Source organism: Streptomyces sp. NPDC024698, assembly GCF_055559015.1.
Genome location: NZ_JBVHLK010000001.1, coordinates 347,912 through 364,412, shown reverse-complemented (window position 1 = coordinate 364,412; position 16,501 = coordinate 347,912). Strand labels below are relative to the sequence as shown.

At 69.0% G+C, this 16,501-nt stretch carries 15 protein-coding genes; 9 read left to right on the top strand and 6 right to left on the bottom strand.

The features are described from left to right. Position 1: 1 nt before the first annotated feature. The 3 genes from ACZ4AA_RS01610 to ACZ4AA_RS01600 all read right to left on the bottom strand — a co-directional run bounded on the left by ACZ4AA_RS01610 (position 2) and on the right by ACZ4AA_RS01600 (position 3,114). Positions 2 to 856: a DUF4429 domain-containing protein gene (locus ACZ4AA_RS01610; protein WP_467593543.1), complete on the bottom strand. Its 855-nt coding sequence runs from the start codon at positions 854 to 856 to the stop codon at positions 2 to 4. A gap of 75 nt (positions 857 to 931) precedes the next feature. Further along, the gene (locus tag ACZ4AA_RS01605; RefSeq protein ID WP_467593540.1) at positions 932 to 2,140 is read right to left on the bottom strand and encodes an alpha/beta hydrolase; all 1,209 of its coding nucleotides are present in this window, start codon (positions 2,138 to 2,140) and stop codon (positions 932 to 934) included. Positions 2,141 to 2,448: 308 nt separating this feature from the next. Further along, positions 2,449 to 3,114: a TetR family transcriptional regulator gene (locus tag ACZ4AA_RS01600; protein WP_467593537.1), complete on the bottom strand. Its 666-nt coding sequence runs from the start codon at positions 3,112 to 3,114 to the stop codon at positions 2,449 to 2,451. A gap of 119 nt (positions 3,115 to 3,233) precedes the next feature. Here ACZ4AA_RS01600 and ACZ4AA_RS01595 point away from each other — a divergent pair, with 119 nt between their 5' ends. Both ACZ4AA_RS01595 and ACZ4AA_RS01590 read left to right on the top strand, forming a co-directional pair. Beyond that, positions 3,234 to 4,853, top strand: a complete 1,620-nt coding sequence (locus ACZ4AA_RS01595) for an MFS transporter (protein WP_467593534.1) — start codon at positions 3,234 to 3,236, stop codon at positions 4,851 to 4,853. A 113-nt stretch (positions 4,854 to 4,966) separates the two neighbouring features. After that, a complete protein-coding gene (locus tag ACZ4AA_RS01590) occupies positions 4,967 to 5,269 on the top strand; it encodes a small hydrophobic protein (RefSeq protein ID WP_467593531.1) in 303 nt (100 codons plus the stop codon). 111 nt (positions 5,270 to 5,380) lie between these two features. Here the strand turns inward: ACZ4AA_RS01590 and ACZ4AA_RS01585 are convergent, their stop codons facing one another. Together ACZ4AA_RS01585 and aceE are read right to left on the bottom strand one after the other, a co-directional pair. Then, positions 5,381 to 6,160 (bottom strand): potassium channel family protein, encoded by a 780-nt coding sequence (locus ACZ4AA_RS01585; RefSeq protein WP_467593528.1) that lies wholly within the window; start codon positions 6,158 to 6,160, stop codon positions 5,381 to 5,383. Between the two features lie 160 nt (positions 6,161 to 6,320). After that, positions 6,321 to 9,068, bottom strand: a complete 2,748-nt coding sequence (gene aceE / locus ACZ4AA_RS01580) for a pyruvate dehydrogenase (acetyl-transferring), homodimeric type (RefSeq protein WP_467593526.1) — start codon at positions 9,066 to 9,068, stop codon at positions 6,321 to 6,323. A 465-nt stretch (positions 9,069 to 9,533) separates the two neighbouring features. On the opposite strand from aceE, the gene ACZ4AA_RS01575 reads away from it, so the two are divergent. The 6 genes from ACZ4AA_RS01575 (at position 9,534) to ACZ4AA_RS01550 (ending at position 14,090) form a co-directional block, all read left to right on the top strand. Beyond that, a complete protein-coding gene (locus ACZ4AA_RS01575; protein ID WP_467593523.1) occupies positions 9,534 to 9,962 on the top strand; it encodes a DUF3052 domain-containing protein in 429 nt (142 codons plus the stop codon). Positions 9,963 to 10,145: 183 nt separating this feature from the next. After that, on the top strand, positions 10,146 to 10,604 hold the full coding sequence (locus ACZ4AA_RS01570) for a peroxiredoxin (RefSeq protein WP_467593521.1): 459 nt from the start codon (positions 10,146 to 10,148) through the stop codon (positions 10,602 to 10,604). Between the two features lie 114 nt (positions 10,605 to 10,718). Continuing rightward, a complete protein-coding gene (locus tag ACZ4AA_RS01565; protein ID WP_467593519.1) occupies positions 10,719 to 11,294 on the top strand; it encodes a TerD family protein in 576 nt (191 codons plus the stop codon). A gap of 101 nt (positions 11,295 to 11,395) precedes the next feature. Continuing rightward, positions 11,396 to 11,971: a TerD family protein gene (locus ACZ4AA_RS01560; RefSeq protein WP_467593516.1), complete on the top strand. Its 576-nt coding sequence runs from the start codon at positions 11,396 to 11,398 to the stop codon at positions 11,969 to 11,971. Positions 11,972 to 12,107: 136 nt separating this feature from the next. Next, on the top strand, positions 12,108 to 13,256 hold the full coding sequence (locus ACZ4AA_RS01555) for a DUF475 domain-containing protein (RefSeq protein WP_389401353.1): 1,149 nt from the start codon (positions 12,108 to 12,110) through the stop codon (positions 13,254 to 13,256). Positions 13,257 to 13,352: 96 nt separating this feature from the next. Continuing rightward, a complete protein-coding gene (locus ACZ4AA_RS01550) occupies positions 13,353 to 14,090 on the top strand; it encodes a TerD family protein (RefSeq protein ID WP_467593513.1) in 738 nt (245 codons plus the stop codon). Between the two features lie 145 nt (positions 14,091 to 14,235). Here the strand turns inward: ACZ4AA_RS01550 and ACZ4AA_RS01545 are convergent, their stop codons facing one another. Continuing rightward, positions 14,236 to 15,144, bottom strand: a complete 909-nt coding sequence (locus ACZ4AA_RS01545; RefSeq protein ID WP_467593511.1) for a TerD family protein — start codon at positions 15,142 to 15,144, stop codon at positions 14,236 to 14,238. A 180-nt stretch (positions 15,145 to 15,324) separates the two neighbouring features. On the opposite strand from ACZ4AA_RS01545, the gene ACZ4AA_RS01540 reads away from it, so the two are divergent. Beyond that, entirely contained in the window at positions 15,325 to 16,494 is a 1,170-nt protein-coding gene (locus ACZ4AA_RS01540; RefSeq protein WP_467593508.1) for an HpcH/HpaI aldolase/citrate lyase family protein, read from the top strand. The last annotated feature ends 7 nt before the right edge of the window (positions 16,495 to 16,501 follow it).

Sequence of the window (16,501 nt, the reverse complement as noted above, 5' to 3'; positions counted from 1 at the left end):
GCTACAGCTGGGCGAGCAGTTCCGCCTTCTTGACCGAGAACTCCTCGTCCGTGACCAGCCCGGCCTCGTGCAGTTCGCCGAGATGCCGGATCCGGTCGGCGATGTCGGCCGGGTCGCGGTGCGGCGCGGGAGCCGCGACGACGGGCGCGGGACTCCCGGAGCGCGTGGCGGCGAGCACGGCCGCCGCGAACGGCAGCGACTCGTGGACGGGCCCGTACCCGAGCCCGAAGACGACCGCCGCGGGGTCCTGGTCCGCCTGGGCGGGATGCGCCGGCGCGGGATCCCGGCGCAGCAGCCGCAGATGGCCCTCGAACACCTCGGGGGAGCGCCACTCGACCCCGCACAGCGCGGAGACGGGGAAGGTCTGGTCGCCGGCCTTCCACTTCGCCGAGGACGCGCCCGTCCAGAACCACCGGAAGGACACCGTCTTGCCGTCGAAGGACGCCTTCCCGTCGTAGGCCTTGAAGACCAGCGGCCCCTCGGGCGGCTTCACGAGAAAACGCTCGGCGGGCTCGTCGTCCGCCGTGAGCCGGCCGCGCAGCTCGTCCGCGTAGTACTCCGCGAGCGTCTCGCGGTCGGCCGGCAGCACCAGCCGGTACGGGTCGCACCCCTCCTTGAGCTGTCCCGCGGCCGCCTCCATCAGCGGATCGGCGCCGGGCCTCGGCACCACACGCAGAACGACCGTGCCTCGCTTCCCGGGCGTCAGCGTCACCGCCGCGATCGCCGCCAGGGGGATACGGCGTTCACCGAGCGCCTGGAACAGCTTCGGTGTACGGATCCCCCGTTCGAAGCGGATGAGCACGGAGTCGGACTCGAACTCCCAGGCGGCATGAAAACCGGCCAGTACGTCACCCATGCGGGCCATCGTATGCGGCACGCAAGCCTCCGTCGCCTCTCTGGGCGGACCGCAGTTTTTCGTCCTCTACGCGCGTCAGGCCGACGTACCGGCGGACAAACCCGTCCGGCAGGCGTCGTCGTCGCGCGCGCAGCTGACGGAGCGGTACGCGCCGATCCCGATCTCCGCGAAGTTGCGGAGACTCTCCGTGCCCGGCTGGAAGTAGCCGGCGTGGCCCTTCGCCCCCTCGGCGGACAGCAGGCGTGCCCCGAACCCCTTCGAGACCGGGTCCGCTCCGTGCCCGAGGCCTCCGACCTCCAGGTGCGGCACGTCCTGGATCCAGTCGTCCGCGTCACGCATCGCCCAGACCCGGGCGGTGGTGTGCAGGTTCGCCGCGTTCGCCGCCCGCATGCCGGGGCTGCCCGCCACGGCTATGTCGGAGACCCGCGAGGGCAGTGAGGAAGCGGCCACCCCGCACAGGACCGAGCCGTAGCTGTGGCAGTACAGCGCCACCTGCGAGCCGCCCGGCAGCGCCCGTACCAGCGCGTTCAGCCGCACCGCGCCCTCCTCGGCCCGCATGGCGGTGGCCGAGTCGATGCCGAGTCCGCTGGGCGCGGTGTAGTCCGCCCACGCGATCACGGCCGTCCGCGCGGCCGGGTCCGCCGAGCGCTCCTCCTTGTACAGCGCGTCGGCCATGCCCACGGGCGCCGAGTACTGCTTGTACGTGCGCTGGAAGGTGAGCAGGTCGGTGTCGACACCGGGGACCACGACCGAGACACGGCGGGCCGTGTCGAGGTCGCCGAAGACCTCGGCGACCCGGCCCGAGCCGTTGGGGTCGAAGGCGAGGATCTCGCGGCCCTTGTCCAGCAGCGCTTCGTAGCGGTGCATCCGGCGGCCAGCGTCGTAGTGGCCCGCGGAGGAGAGCCGGTCGTCGTGCATGCGCTCGCGCTCGACCGTGCGCTCGTGTCGGAGCGCGACACGGTTCGCCGCGTAGCGCAGGGTCACCGGCGCACCGTTCATGTTGCCGACCGCGAGCGGATAACGGTGGACGAGCCGTGAACGCTGCTGCGCATCGAGCGTGCTGAAGAACTGGGACAGCAGACCGGGATCGGAGTCGGGGGCGGGCAGTCTGTGTCCGGCCAGGCTGCCGTGCGCCCACGCGGAGCGGGACGCCTGGAGCGCCGAGGCCGCACGGTGGCTGTGGATCGCGGTCCAGCCACTGGTGGCCAGCATCACGAACACCACGGCCAGCGCGAGCAGTGCGCGCCAGACGTTGAGTTGGGGGGTGGTGTCGAAGGAAGTCACTGAGAGGACACCCTAGGAGAAGTGGGGAGCCTCCCGTTAAACGAGTGACTGGGATCACGTTTCTGATGGGGTGATTGGGGCAAACCGGGTTCAGTTTGAGTTAAATGGTGACACTCTGTACGGACATTCCCGCTACGCGTGTGCGATATGTGACGCTGCGTATGGGGGTGTTGTGATTCCCTGACGTCTTTCGCGGAAGGGTCCGCCGGGTGTCATCGGTAACAACGGGCGCGGGCGGGTACGGGGTTCCATGCGGGAGCCGCGGAAGTCCCTGACGGTGACGTGACGTCACGAGACGTCACCTGTTGTCACCGCGGCGCGCTGCCCCACTTCTCCGCCAACGCGGGCCCCACATGGTCGAGATAGGTCGCGGTCAGCTCGCGGATCGCCTCGACGCTGGTGTCCTCGCCCGCGCCCCACATCCGGCCCGTGACCCGCATCACCCCGCCGAACACGGCGACCGCGATGCGCGGGCGCGGATCGGTGTCCACGTCGAGGCCCTCGCGCTCGGCGATGAGCCGCGCGATCTCCTCCTCGATCTCCTCCGAGCGGCGCAGATGCACGGCGAGCAGCGCGGGCGTCGACTCGATCAATCGGTAGGTGCGCATGTGCAGTTCGATGGGCACCACCTCTTCGATCGCCTCGCCGATGGTGTCCCAGCTCTCCAGGACCGCACGGCGCAGCGCCTCCAACGGAGCCTCGTGGGCCGGTCGTTCGCGCACCGCGGCGATGAAATGCGACTCGGTGAGCCGCTGGAGGAACAGGGCGGCGTCCTCCTTGCCGGCGAAGTAGCGGAAGAAGGTGCGCTGGGAGACGTCGACGGCCTCGGCGATCTCGTCGACGGTGGTCCGCTCGTACCCCTGCGAGGTGAACAGTTCGAGGGCGGCCCGCAGCAGCGCGTCCCGGGTGCGCTGTTTCTTGCGCTCCCGCAGCCCGGGGCGTGGCGCGTGCGCCGGGGGGACCGTGTCTGTCATGGTGCCGCGCTCTCCTTCGCCAACAGTTCGCCCAGTTCAGCCTATCTGTGAGTGACGTGACAGTTACCGACTTGTGAATCGGTTTGTCAATTGTCAGCCGCTGTCACTAGCCTCGAAAAATGACTAGTCAGACCACCATCGAGAAGACGGGCCCGGAGGACAAGACTCCGGACTCCCCGTCCGACCAGGCTCCGTCCACGGGCCTGCGCGGCCATCCGTGGTTCACCCTCATCACCGTGGCCGTCGGGGTCATGATGGTGGCCCTGGACGGCACCATCGTGGCCATCGCCAACCCGGCCATCGCCAAGGACCTCGGCGCGACCTTCGCCGACGTCCAGTGGATCACCAACGCCTACTTCCTCGCCCTCGCGGTCTCCCTCATCACCGCGGGCAAGCTCGGCGACCGCTTCGGCCACCGCCAGACCTTCCTCATCGGCGTGACCGGCTTCGCCGCCGCGTCCGGCGCGATCGGCCTGTCGCACAGCATCGCCCTGGTGGTCACCTTCCGTGTCTTCCAGGGCCTGTTCGGCGCGCTGCTGATGCCGGCCGCGCTCGGCCTGCTGCGCGCGACCTTCCCGGCCGAGAAGCTGAACATGGCGATCGGCATCTGGGGCATGGTCATCGGCGCCTCCACGGCGGGCGGCCCGATCCTCGGTGGTCTGCTCGTCCAGCACGTCAGCTGGCAGTCGGTGTTCTTCATCAACGTGCCGGTCGGCCTGATCGCCCTCACCCTGGGCATCCTGATCCTGCTCGACCACCGCGCCGAGAACGCCCCGCGCTCCTTCGACATCCTCGGCATCGTGCTGCTGTCCGGCGCGATGTTCTGCCTGGTGTGGGCCCTGATCAAGGCCCCGGCCTGGGGCTGGGGCGACGGCAAGACCTGGCTCTTCCTCGGTCTGTCCGTCCTCGGCTTCGCGCTGTTCTCCTTCTGGGAGACCCGCGTGAAGGAACCGCTGATCCCGCTCGGCCTCTTCCGCTCCGTCCCGCTCTCCGCGGGTGTGGTGCTGATGGTGCTCATGGCCATCGCCTTCATGGGCGGCCTGTTCTTCGTGACGTTCTACCTCCAGAACGTGCACGGCATGAGCCCGGTCGACGCGGGCCTGCACCTGCTCCCGCTCACCGGCATGATGATCGTCGGCTCCCCGCTCGCGGGTCTGGCCATCACCAAGCTCGGCCCGCGCATCCCGCTCGCCAGCGGCATGGCGGCCACCGCGATCGCCATGTACGGCATGTCGACGCTGAAGGCCGACACCTCCAGCGGTCTGATGTCCATCTGGTTCGCCCTCCTCGGCTTCGGCCTCGCGCCGGTCATGGTCGGTGCCACCGAGGTCATCGTCGGCAACGCCCCGATGGAGCTCTCCGGTGTCGCCGGCGGTCTCCAGCAGGCGGCCATGCAGATCGGCGGCAGCCTCGGCACGGCCGTCCTGGGCGCCGTGATGGCCTCCAAGGTCGACAACGACCTCGCGGGCAACTGGGTCGCGGCCGGTCTGCCCAAGCTCACCGGCGCGCAGGAGGCCCTGGCCTCGCAGGCCGTGCAGCAGGGCGCGGCGCCGGTGGCCAAGGGCACCCCGGAGGCCATCGCGGCGAAGATCTCCGTGGTCGCGCACGACACGTTCATCTCCGGCATGAGCCTCGCGTGCCTCGTCGCCGCCGTGGTCGCCGTGGTCGCCGTCTTCGTCGCGCTGCTCACCAAGCGCGGTGAGAACGCCGAAGCCGGCGCGGGCGTCGGTCACATCTGACCCTCTCGCCTCCGGCAGACCCGCCCGAGCACGGGCGGGTCTGCCGGCGTGAAACGGGGGTACCCGGTCCATCGACCCGAACCGACCGACAGGTCACGGGAGTTCAGGAGTTGATGATGGCGGGCTTCGGAAACGGTACGCGCAGGTACCCCCGTTCACGTGGCCGTAGCGGATCACGGACCGGGCCGGACAGCGCGACCCTGGGGATCATCGGTGTGGTGTGCGCGGTGGCCGGCTTCTTCACGCTGGGCATCGTTCTCGGACCGGCCGCGATGGTCTGCGGATGGCTCTCCATGGGCCGCCGCTGGACCGGGTCGGGGCCGGTGCCGGCCCTGATAGCCCTCGTGCTGGGAGCGATCGACACCCTCCTGGCGGTCATCTGGCTGGGTGGCGGACCGGGCAACGGCCTGCTCTGACACCGGCCGTGACGCCGACCCGTCGCCGAGGCCGGCACCCGTGGGCCCGCGCGCCGCTCCGAGCGGTGCGCGGGCCCACGGCCGTCAGGAGGGGGAGTGTTCCTCCGGCTGTCAGGTGGGGGAGTGTTCCTCCGACCCCGCCGACAGCGGGTGCGGCAGGATTCCCGGGCCGCAGGCGAGCGCGGCGACCTCGGCCCGCAGTGCCTGCACCTGCGCCGCGAGCTCCTCGATCGCCGCGGTCTGCCGCCGCTCCTCCACGTCGTCCTTCTCGAACCGGGAGATGAACCAGGCGGCGATGTTCGCGGTGACCACGCCGAGGAGGGCGATCCCCGACAGCATCAGGCCGACCGCGATGACGCGGCCCATCCCCGTCGTCGGGGCGTGATCGCCGTACCCCACGGTCGTCATCGTCGTGAACGACCACCACACCGCGTCACCCAGCGTCTTGATGTTCCCGTTCGGCGAGTCGCGTTCCACCGACAGCACGGCGAGCGAGCCGAACATCAGCAGACCGACGACCGCGCCGCCGACGTACGTCGTCAGCCGGATCTGCGAGGCCATCCGGGCGCGCCGCCCCACCAGCATCAAGGTGGAGACCAGCCGCAGCAGCCGCAGCGGCTGAAGGATCGGCAGGATCACGGCGCACAGGTCCAGCCAGTGGCCGCGGACGAAGACGCGCCGCTCCCGGGCCAGGGCGAACCGCACCAGATAGTCGATGGCGAAGGCCCCCCACACGACCCACTCCACCAGCGTGCAGGTCAGGGTCACCGGACGGCCGGCGTCGCTGTCCACGATCGGCACGGCGTACCCGAGGGCGAACGCCACCGCGAGGACGAGCAGGGGCCGCTGCGTCACCAGCTCCCAACGGGCCTGCGCCGATTCATCGCTCATGTCCGCATCGTAGAAAGAAAACGGCGAGGGGGCGGCGGGCCCACGGCCCACCGCCCCCTGCCCTTCCCGCTCTCGCCCGGGGCCCTCCCGCCGGATCGCGCCGGAGAGGCGGGCCGCACGGCACCGTGGATCTCCCGCGGCCCGATCCGCCGGAGGGGCCCTACGCGTCGCCGCCCGCCGCGCCCGGGTCGGCCGCCCGCACGTCGAGCAGCTGGTAGCGGTCGACCGCCTGCTTCAGCACCGACCGGTCCACCTTGCCCTCGCGGGCCAGCTCGGTCAGCACCGCGACCACGATCGACTGCGCGTCGATGTGGAAGAAGCGCCGGGCCGCGCCCCGCGTGTCCGCGAAGCCGAAGCCGTCCGCCCCGAGCGACTGGTAGGTGCCGGGCACCCACCGGGAGATCTGGTCGGGAACCGATCGCATCCAGTCGGACACGGCCACGAACGGACCCTTGGCGGAGGACAGTTTCCGCGTCACGTACGGGACGCGCTGTTCCTCCTCCGGGTGCAGCAGGTTGTGCCGCTCCACCTCGACGGCCTCGCGCCGCAGCTCGTTCCAGGAGGTCGCCGACCAGACGTCGGCCCGTACGTTCCACTCCTCGGCGAGGATCCGCTGCGCCTCCAGCGCCCAGGTGACGCCGATGCCGGACGCCATGATCTGCGCGGGGATCGTGCCCGAGGTGCCCTCGCTGAAGCGGTAGAGGCCCTTCAGGATGCCCTCGGCGTCCACGTTCTCCGGCTCCGCCGGGTGCTGGAGCGGCTCGTTGTAGACGGTGAGGTAGTAGAAGACGTCCTCGCCGTGCGGGTGCTCCTCGGACGAGCCGTACATACGGCGCAGACCGTCCTGGACGATGTGCGCGATCTCGAAGCCGAACGCCGGGTCGTAGGCGACACAGCCCGGGTTCGTGGAGGCGAGCAGCTGCGAGTGGCCGTCCGCGTGCTGGAGACCCTCACCGGTCAGCGTCGTCCGCCCGGCGGTCGCGCCCAGCACGAAACCGCGCGCCAGCTGGTCGGCCATCTGCCAGAACTGGTCACCCGTTCGCTGGAAACCGAACATCGAGTAGAAGACGTAGACCGGGATCAGCGGCTCGCCGTGCGTGGCGTACGCCGAACCCGCGGCGATCAGCGAGGCCGTGCAGCCCGCCTCGGAGATGCCGTCGTGCAGCATCTGCCCGGTCGGCGACTCCTTGTACGCGAGCAGCAGTTCCCGGTCCACCGACTCGTACTGCTGGCCGAGCGGGTTGTAGATCTTCGCGCTCGGGAAGAACGAGTCCATGCCGAACGTGCGGTACTCGTCCGGCGCGATCAGCACGAACCGCTTGCCGATCTCCTTGTCCCGCATGAGGTCCTTCAGCAGCCGGACGAACGCCATGGTCGTGGCGATGGACTGCTGACCCGAACCCTTCTTCACACTCGCGTACGTCTTGTCCTCGGGCAGGACCAGCGGCTTGGACCGCACGACACGCGTGGGGACGTACCCGCCGAGGCCCTTGCGGCGGTCGTGCATGTACTGGATCTCCTCCGAGTTCCGGCCCGGGTGGTAGTACGGCGGCGCGCCGTCCTCCAGCTCCCGGTCCGTGATCGGCAGGTGCAGCCGGTCGCGGAACCCCTTGAGGTCGGCGACCGTCAGCTTCTTCATCTGGTGCGTGGCGTTGCGGCCCTCGAAGTTCGGGCCGAGCGTCCAGCCCTTGACCGTCTGCGCCAGGATCACCGTCGGCTGGCCCGCGTGCGCCTTGGCCGCCGAGAACGCCGCGAAGATCTTCTTGTGGTCGTGGCCGCCGCGCCCCAGGTGCAGGATCTGGTCGTCGCTCATGCCTTCGACCATCGCCCGCAGCCGGTGGTCGTCGCCGAAGAAGTGGTCGCGGATGTACGCGCCCGTCTCCGTGGCGTACGTCTGGAACTGGCCGTCGGGCGTGGTGTTCAGCCGGTTGACGAGCACCCCGTCGCGGTCCTGCGCGAGCAGCGGGTCCCAGGTGCGGTCCCAGACCAGCTTGATCACGTTCCAGCCGGCGCCCCGGAACTGCGACTCCAGCTCCTGGATGATCTTCCCGTTGCCGCGCACCGGGCCGTCGAGGCGCTGGAGGTTGCAGTTCACGACGAAGGTCAGGTTGTCCAGGCCCTCGCGCGCGGCGATCGACAGCTGGCCGAGCGACTCCGGCTCGTCCATCTCGCCGTCGCCGAGGAATGCCCAGACGTGGGACTTGGAGGTGTCCGCGATCCCGCGCGCCTCCATGTAGCGGTTCATCCGCGCCTGGAAGATCGCGCCGAGCGGGCCGAGGCCCATCGAGACGGTCGGGAACTCCCAGAAGTCCGGCATCAGCCGCGGGTGCGGGTACGAGGACAGTCCGTGGGGCGCCTTCGACTTCTCCTGGCGGAACGCGTCGAGCTGCTGCTCGGAGAGCCGGTCCAGGAGGAAGGCGCGGGCGTAGATGCCCGGCGAGGCGTGCCCCTGGAAGAAGATCTGGTCGCCGCCGTCGCCCTCGTCCTTGCCGCGGAAGAAGTGGTTGAAGCCGACGTCGTAAAGAGAGGCCGAGGAGGCGAAGGTCGCGATGTGGCCGCCGACGCCGATCCCGGGGCGCTGCGCCCTGGAGACCATCACGGCCGCGTTCCAGCGGGTCGCGTTGAGGACCTTGCGCTCGATCTCCTCGTTGCCGGGGAAGAACGGCTCGTCCTTGGTGGCGATCGTGTTGACGTAGTCCGTGCTGCGCATCTCGGGTACGGCCACGCGCTTCTCACGGGCCCGCTCGATCAGCCGCAGCATCAGATAGCGGGCCCGCTCGCGGCCGCGCTCGTCGACGGCGGCGTCGAGGGAGTCGAGCCACTCCTGAGTCTCCTCAGGATCGAAGTCCGGGACCTGGCTGGGAAGGCCGCCAATGATGATCGGGTTGCGATCGGATCCGGGAGCCACGCTGTTCCTTCACTGTCAGAGGGCTGTCTTCGGTGGGTTTTCCCCGCGTCTGCACCGATCCCCATCGTGTACCCCGCGAACGCCTTCGTCATCTCTACCTGGGGGTAACCGAGACGCTCGTCCGGACCGTTGGGGCGGTCTCGACCAAAACGTAACGATACGCTCAGGGCGTGACGCGTTCCGCAAAGCCGTTCGGCTTTCGCACGCCCCAAGGGTTCCGAAGTGGATAAATGGGGCAGAAGTGTGTGGTGCCCGTCACGCGGCGTCATGATGGCCCGCCGGGAGTTGCGTCGGCACTGCCAGGATCGTCACCGTTTCGGCGGTCTCGACGGCCGGGTACTTGCGCGATCCGCTCCGCCCGTGTGGACTACGGCCAACGCTTCGCGTACGCGCGTGGCTGACATCCCCCGGCTCTGGACGAGCAGAGGGAGACCCCCATTCCGAAACATGATCAGGAGGCAAGCCGTGAGCGCGACCGCGGACCACGCGGAGGAGCGGACCAACCCGGCCGCCAGGCTGGGGTTCGAGCCCGGACAGGTGGTCCAGGAGATCGGCTTCGACGACGACGTTGACCACGAGCTCCGTGAAAGCATCGAATCTCTGATCGGCCAGGATCTGGTCGACGAGGACTACGACGACGTCGCCGACGTGGTGCTGTTGTGGTTCCGGGACGAGGACGGCGATCTCACGGACGCGCTGGTGGACGTCATCGGTTTCCTTGAGGACGGCGGCAACATCTGGCTGCTGACCCCGAAGACCGGCAGGGACGGTTACGTCGAGCCCAGCGACATCAGCGATGCCGCACAGACAGCCGGCCTCTCCCAGACGAAGAGCATCTCCGTCGCCAAGGAGTGGTCGGGCACCCGCCTGGCCACCCCCAAGTCGAAGCGCTGAGCTGCGCCCCGTCTGCCAGCCAGAACAATCCGTGAGGCCCCCGCCGAGCCACCTCGGCGGGGGCCTCACGCATGCCCCGAGCCGCGCCGGCGGACCTCGCGGGGGTCGCGCGGCCGCCGGAAGGCGATCACTGCGTACGCTGGTCGTCACCCGAACAGACCCTTGGAAGGGAAGCGAGTGACTATGGCCGTCGAGGTCGGCACCAAGGCCCCGGACTTCGAGCTGAAGGACAACCACGGCGCCACCGTGAAGCTGTCCGACTTCCGTGGCGAGAAGAACGTCGTCCTGCTCTTCTACCCCTTCGCCTTCACCGGCGTGTGCACCGGCGAGCTGTGCTCCCTGCGCGACAACCTGCCGCAGTTCGCCGACCGCGACACCCAGCTCCTCGCGGTCTCCAACGACTCCATCCACACCCTGCGCGTCTTCGCCGAGCAGGAGGGCCTGGAGTACCCGCTGCTCTCCGACTTCTGGCCGCACGGCAACATTTCGCGCGCCTACGGCGTCTTCGACGAGGACAAGGGCTGCGCCGTGCGCGGCACGTTCATCATCGACAAGGAGGGCGTCGTCCGCTGGACCGTCGTCAACGCGCTGCCGGACGCGCGTGACCTGAACGAGTACGTCAAGGCGCTCGACACCCTGTGATTCTTCGGTTCCAAGCCCTGCGAGGCACGGGAACCCGTCACTAGGATCGAACCGTTGATCCGATACCAACGCACCTACGGGGCTCCCCGCCCCTGAACACCATTGGGAGGACTCGTGGGAGTCAGCCTCAGCAAGGGCGGCAACGTATCGCTGTCGAAGGAGGCCCCGGGACTGACCGCGGTCATCGTCGGCCTGGGATGGGACGCCCGTACCACCACCGGCGTGGACTTCGACCTCGACGCCAGCGCCATCCTCACGAACGCGGACGGCAAGGTCAGCTCCGACCAGAACTTCGTGTTCTTCAACAACCTGAAGAGCCCGGACGGCTCGGTGGAGCACACCGGCGACAACATCACCGGTGAGGGCGAGGGCGACGACGAGCAGATCAAGGTCAACCTCGCCGCCGTCCCCGCCGACGTCACGAAGATCGTGTTCCCGGTCTCCATCTACGAGGCCGAGGGCCGCCAGCAGTCCTTCGGACAGGTCCGCAACGCGTACATCCGCGTGGTGAACCAGGCCGGCGAGGCGGAGATCGCGCGCTACGACCTCTCTGAGGACGCCTCGACGGAGACCGCGATGGTCTTCGGCGAGCTCTACCGCAACGGCGCCGAGTGGAAGTTCCGCGCCATCGGCCAGGGCTACGCCTCGGGCCTGCGCGGCATCGCGCAGGACTTCGGCGTCAACGTCTGAGCCGCAGCCCTCGGGCATCCCGGTCCGGTGCCGCACCGCCTCGGTGCGGCACCGGACCGGCCGTACCAAGTGAAGATCGAACCTCGGGGAGGACCAGCATCATGGGCGTCACGCTCGCCAAGGGGGGCAATGTCTCCCTCTCGAAGGCCGCACCGAACCTCACGAACGTCATGATCGGGCTCGGCTGGGACGCGCGCTCCACCACCGGAGCCGACTTCGACCTCGACGCCAGCGCGCTGCTGTGCAGCGGCGGCCGGGTGCTCGGGGACGAGTGGTTCATCTTCTACAACCAGCTCACGAGCCCGGACGGCTCCGTGGAGCACACCGGCGACAACCTCACGGGTGAGGGCGAGGGCGACGACGAGTCGATCCTGATCGACCTCGCCAAGGTCCCCGCCGTGGTCGACAAGATCGTCTTTCCGGTCTCCATCCATGACGCGGACAACCGGGGCCAGACCTTCGGCCAGGTCAGCAACGCCTACATCCGGGTCGTCAACCAGGCCGACGGCCAGGAACTCGCCCGTTATGACCTTTCCGAGGACGCCTCCACCGAGACGGCGATGATCTTCGGCGAGGTCTACCGCTACAACGCGGAATGGAAGTTCCGTGCGGTCGGCCAGGGGTACGCGTCGGGACTGCGGGGCATCGCACTCGACTTCGGGGTCAATGTTTCCTAGACCCACCTGTATCGGCCGAAGGCGGCCCCTTAGACTTCGTGGTCAACAGTAGGTAAAGCCGAGTACGGCGCGGGGGTTGCACACCCCCCGAGTCTGCGCTTGGGGGTGCCCCCACCACACGATGATTGGGTAGCCAGTGCTTCTGAAAACCTTCGGCTGGTCGTTCGCGATCACCGCGCTAGGTCTGGCCGCGGCGGCCGTCTACGGGGGGTGGACCGCCTTCGGCATCGTGGCGATCCTGGCCGTCCTGGAGATCTCGCTGTCCTTCGACAACGCGGTGGTCAACGCCGGAATCCTGAAGAAGATGAGTGCCTTCTGGCAGAAGATCTTCCTCACGGTCGGCGTGCTGATCGCCGTCTTCGGCATGCGCCTGGTCTTCCCGGTCGTGATCGTCGCCATCAGCGCCAAGATCGGCCCGATCGACGCGGTCGATCTGGCGCTGAACGACAAGGACAAGTACCAGCAGCTGGTGACCGACGCCCACCCGTCGATCGCCGCCTTCGGTGGCATGTTCCTGCTCATGATCTTCCTCGACTTCATCTTCGAGGACCGGGACATCCAGTGGCTGCGCTGGATCGAGCGGCCGCTGGCCAAGCTCGGCAAGGTCGACATGCTGTCCGTCTGCGTCGCCCTGATCGTCCTGCTGATCACCTCCATGACCTTCGCGGTCCACGCCCACCAGCACGGCGGCGGCCACGTCGACAAGGCACAGACGGTTCTGGTCTCCGGCATCGCCGGCCTGATCACGTACATGATCGTCGGCGGACTCTCCGGCTACTTCGAGGACAGGCTCGAGGAAGACGAGGAGCGGGAGCACGAGGCCGAGGAGGAGGCGGAGCGCACCGGCAAGAAGAAGCCGGCCGTCGTCCTCGCCGGCCAGGCCGCGTTCTTCATGTTCCTCTACCTGGAGGTCCTGGACGCCTCGTTCTCCTTCGACGGAGTCATCGGCGCCTTCGCCATCACCAACGACATCGTGCTGATGGCGCTCGGCCTGGGCATCGGGGCCATGTACGTCCGCTCGCTCACCGTCTACCTGGTCCGCCAGGGCACCCTCGACGACTACGTCTACCTGGAGCACGGCGCCCACTACGCGATCGGCGCCCTGGCCGTGATCCTCATGGTCACCATCCAGTACGAGATCAACGAGGTCATCACCGGACTCGTCGGCGTCGTCCTGATCGCCCTGTCCTTCTGGTCCTCCGTGCGCCGCAACAAGACACTCGCCGAGGCCGAGGGAAAAGCCCCGGCCTCGGACGAGAAGGCTGAGGTCTCGTCCGGGGTGTGACACCCCTCCGACTGAGGAACGCTCTGAGCGGGGCGGTCGCCGAGGACGAGTCCTCCGCGGCCGCCCCGCCGCACACCGACAGACGTGGGGGGCCGAATGGGCATCTGGCAGGACCTGTGGCGCGGCCGCTCGGCGGATTTCGACTCCGGCAGCGCGGCGTCCAACTCCATCGAAATGACCAAGCGCAACCACACGGTCTCGCTCACCAAACAGGGCGCCGCCAGCGGCAACCTGCGCATCAACCTGTCCTGGCGGATGCGCACCTCCGACATCGGCGGCCCGCAGCGCGGCAGCCTGCTGCGCCACCCGTTCCGCACCTTCAAGCCCGAAGTGGTCCAGGCGCACACCCAGAGCATGGTCAACGTCGACCTCGACCTCGGTGTCATGTACGAGCTGACGGACGGCACCAAGGGCGTCGTCCAGCCGCTCGGCAGCTTCTTCGGGGAGCTCAACGCCCCGCCGTTCGTCAAGCTCAGCGGCGACGACCGCTTCGGCTCCGGCTCGGGTGAGACGGCCTACGTCAACCTCGACCACCGCGACGACATCAAACGCCTGCTGGTCTTCGTCTACATCTACGACGCGACCCCGGCCTTCGACCGTACGCACGCCGTCATCACGCTCTACCCGAGCAACGGCCCGCGCATCGAGATCGGCCTGGAGGAACGCCATCCGCAGGCCCGTTCCTGCGCCGTCGTCATGATCGAGTGCAACAAGGGCGAGGTGACCGTGCGCCGCGAGGTCAGGTTCGTGTACGGCTTCCAGGCCGAACTCGACCGGCTCTACGGCTGGGGACTCCAGTGGGGCCGCGGATACAAGTCGAAGGCCGACCGTTAGCGCCCGCCCGGGCCCGCCCGGCCACCGGTGCGCGCGCTTACCGGAGCCCCGGGCCTCGACCGTCCCGGCGGCCCCGCCGGAGCCACCGGCCGCACCGGCCCTGGCAGCCTCAGCGGCCCAGCCGGCCCAGCCGGTCCCGTTGGCCTCAGCGGCCGATGAACTGCGGTCCCTGCGGCGGCAGCCGGAAGTCCGGGTCCGGTCCGGTGCCCACCGCCTGCGGGAAGCCGTACGCGGGCTGCGTGGCCGGGGCGCTCTGCGGCTGCGGATAGCCGTAGGCGGAAGGATCCGCCTGCCGCCCGGCGGGCTGCGGATAGCCGTACGCGGGGCCGGTCGCGGCCGCGGCGGGCCCCGGATAGCCGTACGCGGGCTGCTGCGGGACGGGCGCCTGCTGCGTGACCGGGGCGGAATGCTCCGGCGGCAGCGGCTGCGAGGTCTCCGGAGCCGTGGCCGGCGAGGCCCAGGCGGCCTGGTCGGGCGCGGTACCCGAAGCCGGCACGGCGGCGGCGCCCTCGGACTCGTCCACCGAGATCCCGAAATCGGTCGCGAGGCCCACCAGACCGTTGGAGTAGCCCTCGCCGAGCGCCCGGAACTTCCAGCCGTCACCGCGCCGGTACAGCTCGCCGCAGATCAGCGCGGTCTCCGCGCCGGTCTCCGGCTTGATGTCGAAGTACGCCAGAGGTTCACCGTCCGCGACGGCCGCGTCATACAGCAGAATGCGCAGATCGCGTACGTGATCGAAGGTGACGTCGTCGGCCGATGCGACCAGGAGAATCTGTCCGACGCCGGGCTCGACACCGGTCAGATCCGTCTGGATCGTGTCGGTGAGGCCTTCGGCGCCGCGCTTCTTGCCGAGCCGCCACACCTTGCCCGACGGATGGCGGGGCTGGTTGTAGAAGACGAAGTCCTCGTCGGATCGCACACGACCGTCGGGACCGAGGAGCAGCGCCGAGGCATCGACATCGGGGACACCCTGACCGGGCGTCCAGCGCAGGACGGCGCGCACCGCTGTAGCGTCCAGCGGGACGTTCGACCCTTTCAGCATCGCGTGCGTCATGCGGTCATCCTGCCCTGTCGGTCCTGGTCACGACAATGTGGGGTCGTTCCGGAACCGGCCGGTGATGGACATGGTGGAGTTACCTGAACTTCACGCCCGGTGGGAATCCCGGACATGGATCCGTACGTACTATTACCGGCCACATCACATTCGGCCACCTAGCCGCCGCGGGGGAGTCCCATGCGTCATTTCGGTCACGTCACCCCTGAGGAGCGGCAGCGCCTCTTCCACCGGGAGCCCGGCGTCTTCACGTCCGACTCTCCGGCCAGAGTGCTGGCCGCGGCCCTCGGGGCGACGCTCTACAGCCCGGCGACCCGGCCCACCCTGGCCGCCGACATCGTCAAACAGACCACACGCGGTGTCGTCTCGATGGTCCTGTGCCTGGAGGACTCGATCGACGACGCCGAGGTCGTGGGCGCCGAGGCGAACCTGGTCCGCCAGTTCGAGGAGCTCGCCGCCCGCCCGGACACCGGTGAACTGCCCCTGCTGTTCGTACGGGTCCGCTTCCCCGAGCAGATCCCCGACCTCGTACGACGTCTGGGCCCCGCCGTCCGGCTGCTGTCCGGATTCGTCATGCCGAAGTTCACCGAGGAACGCGGCACCCCCTTCCTGGAGGCCCTCACCACCGCGGAGGCGGAGAGCGGCAGACGGCTCTTCGCCATGCCCGTCCTGGAGTCGCCCGAACTGCTCTACCGCGAATCGCGCGTGGAGACCCTGGAGGGCATCTCCCGCGCCGTCGACAAGTACCGCGACCGCGTGCTCGCGCTGCGCCTCGGCGTGACGGACTTCTGCTCCTCCTACGGGCTGCGCCGCGCCCCCGACATGACCGCCTACGACGTCCAGGTGGTCGCCTCCGTGATCGCCGACGTGGTGAACATGCTCGGGCGGGCCGACGGCACCGGCTTCACCGTCACCGGTCCCGTGTGGGAGTACTTCCGCGTCCAGGAGCGCATGTTCAAGCCCCAGCTGCGCCGCAGCCCCTTCCTGGAGGGCGAGGCGGAGAAACTGCGCGAGAAGCTGCTCGAACACGCCATGGACGGCCTGCTGCGCGAGATCGCGCTCGACCAGGCCAACGGGCTCATGGGCAAGACCTGCATCCACCCCTCGCACGTGCCGCCCGTCCACGCACTGTCCGTGGTCAGCCACGAGGAGTACAGCGACGCCCAGGACATCCTGAGGCCGGAGCGCGGCGGCGGGGGTGTACTGAGATCGGCGTACACGAACAAAATGAACGAGGTGAAGCCGCATCGCGCCTGGGCCGAGCGCACCCTGCTGCGCGCCGAGGTCTTCGGGGTCGCCCACGAGGACATCGGCTTCGTCGAGCTGCTCACCGCCGGAATCCTGGCGTGAGCCGGCC

What these genes read in the sequence shown, in the direction of transcription:
- ACZ4AA_RS01610 (WP_467593543.1), bottom strand. Translation starts at nt 856, where the DNA reads ATGGGTGACGTACTGGCCGGTTTTCATGCCGCCTGGGAGTTCGAGTCC.
- ACZ4AA_RS01600 (WP_467593537.1), bottom strand. Translation starts at nt 3,114, where the DNA reads ATGACAGACACGGTCCCCCCGGCGCACGCGCCACGCCCCGGGCTGCGG.
- ACZ4AA_RS01595 (WP_467593534.1), top strand. Translation starts at nt 3,234, where the DNA reads ATGACTAGTCAGACCACCATCGAGAAGACGGGCCCGGAGGACAAGACT.
- ACZ4AA_RS01590 (WP_467593531.1), top strand. Translation starts at nt 4,967, where the DNA reads ATGATGGCGGGCTTCGGAAACGGTACGCGCAGGTACCCCCGTTCACGT.
- ACZ4AA_RS01585 (WP_467593528.1), bottom strand. Translation starts at nt 6,160, where the DNA reads ATGAGCGATGAATCGGCGCAGGCCCGTTGGGAGCTGGTGACGCAGCGG.
- ACZ4AA_RS01570 (WP_467593521.1), top strand. Translation starts at nt 10,146, where the DNA reads ATGGCCGTCGAGGTCGGCACCAAGGCCCCGGACTTCGAGCTGAAGGAC.
- ACZ4AA_RS01560 (WP_467593516.1), top strand. Translation starts at nt 11,396, where the DNA reads ATGGGCGTCACGCTCGCCAAGGGGGGCAATGTCTCCCTCTCGAAGGCC.
- ACZ4AA_RS01550 (WP_467593513.1), top strand. Translation starts at nt 13,353, where the DNA reads ATGGGCATCTGGCAGGACCTGTGGCGCGGCCGCTCGGCGGATTTCGAC.
- ACZ4AA_RS01545 (WP_467593511.1), bottom strand. Translation starts at nt 15,144, where the DNA reads ATGACGCACGCGATGCTGAAAGGGTCGAACGTCCCGCTGGACGCTACA.
- ACZ4AA_RS01540 (WP_467593508.1), top strand. Translation starts at nt 15,325, where the DNA reads ATGCGTCATTTCGGTCACGTCACCCCTGAGGAGCGGCAGCGCCTCTTC.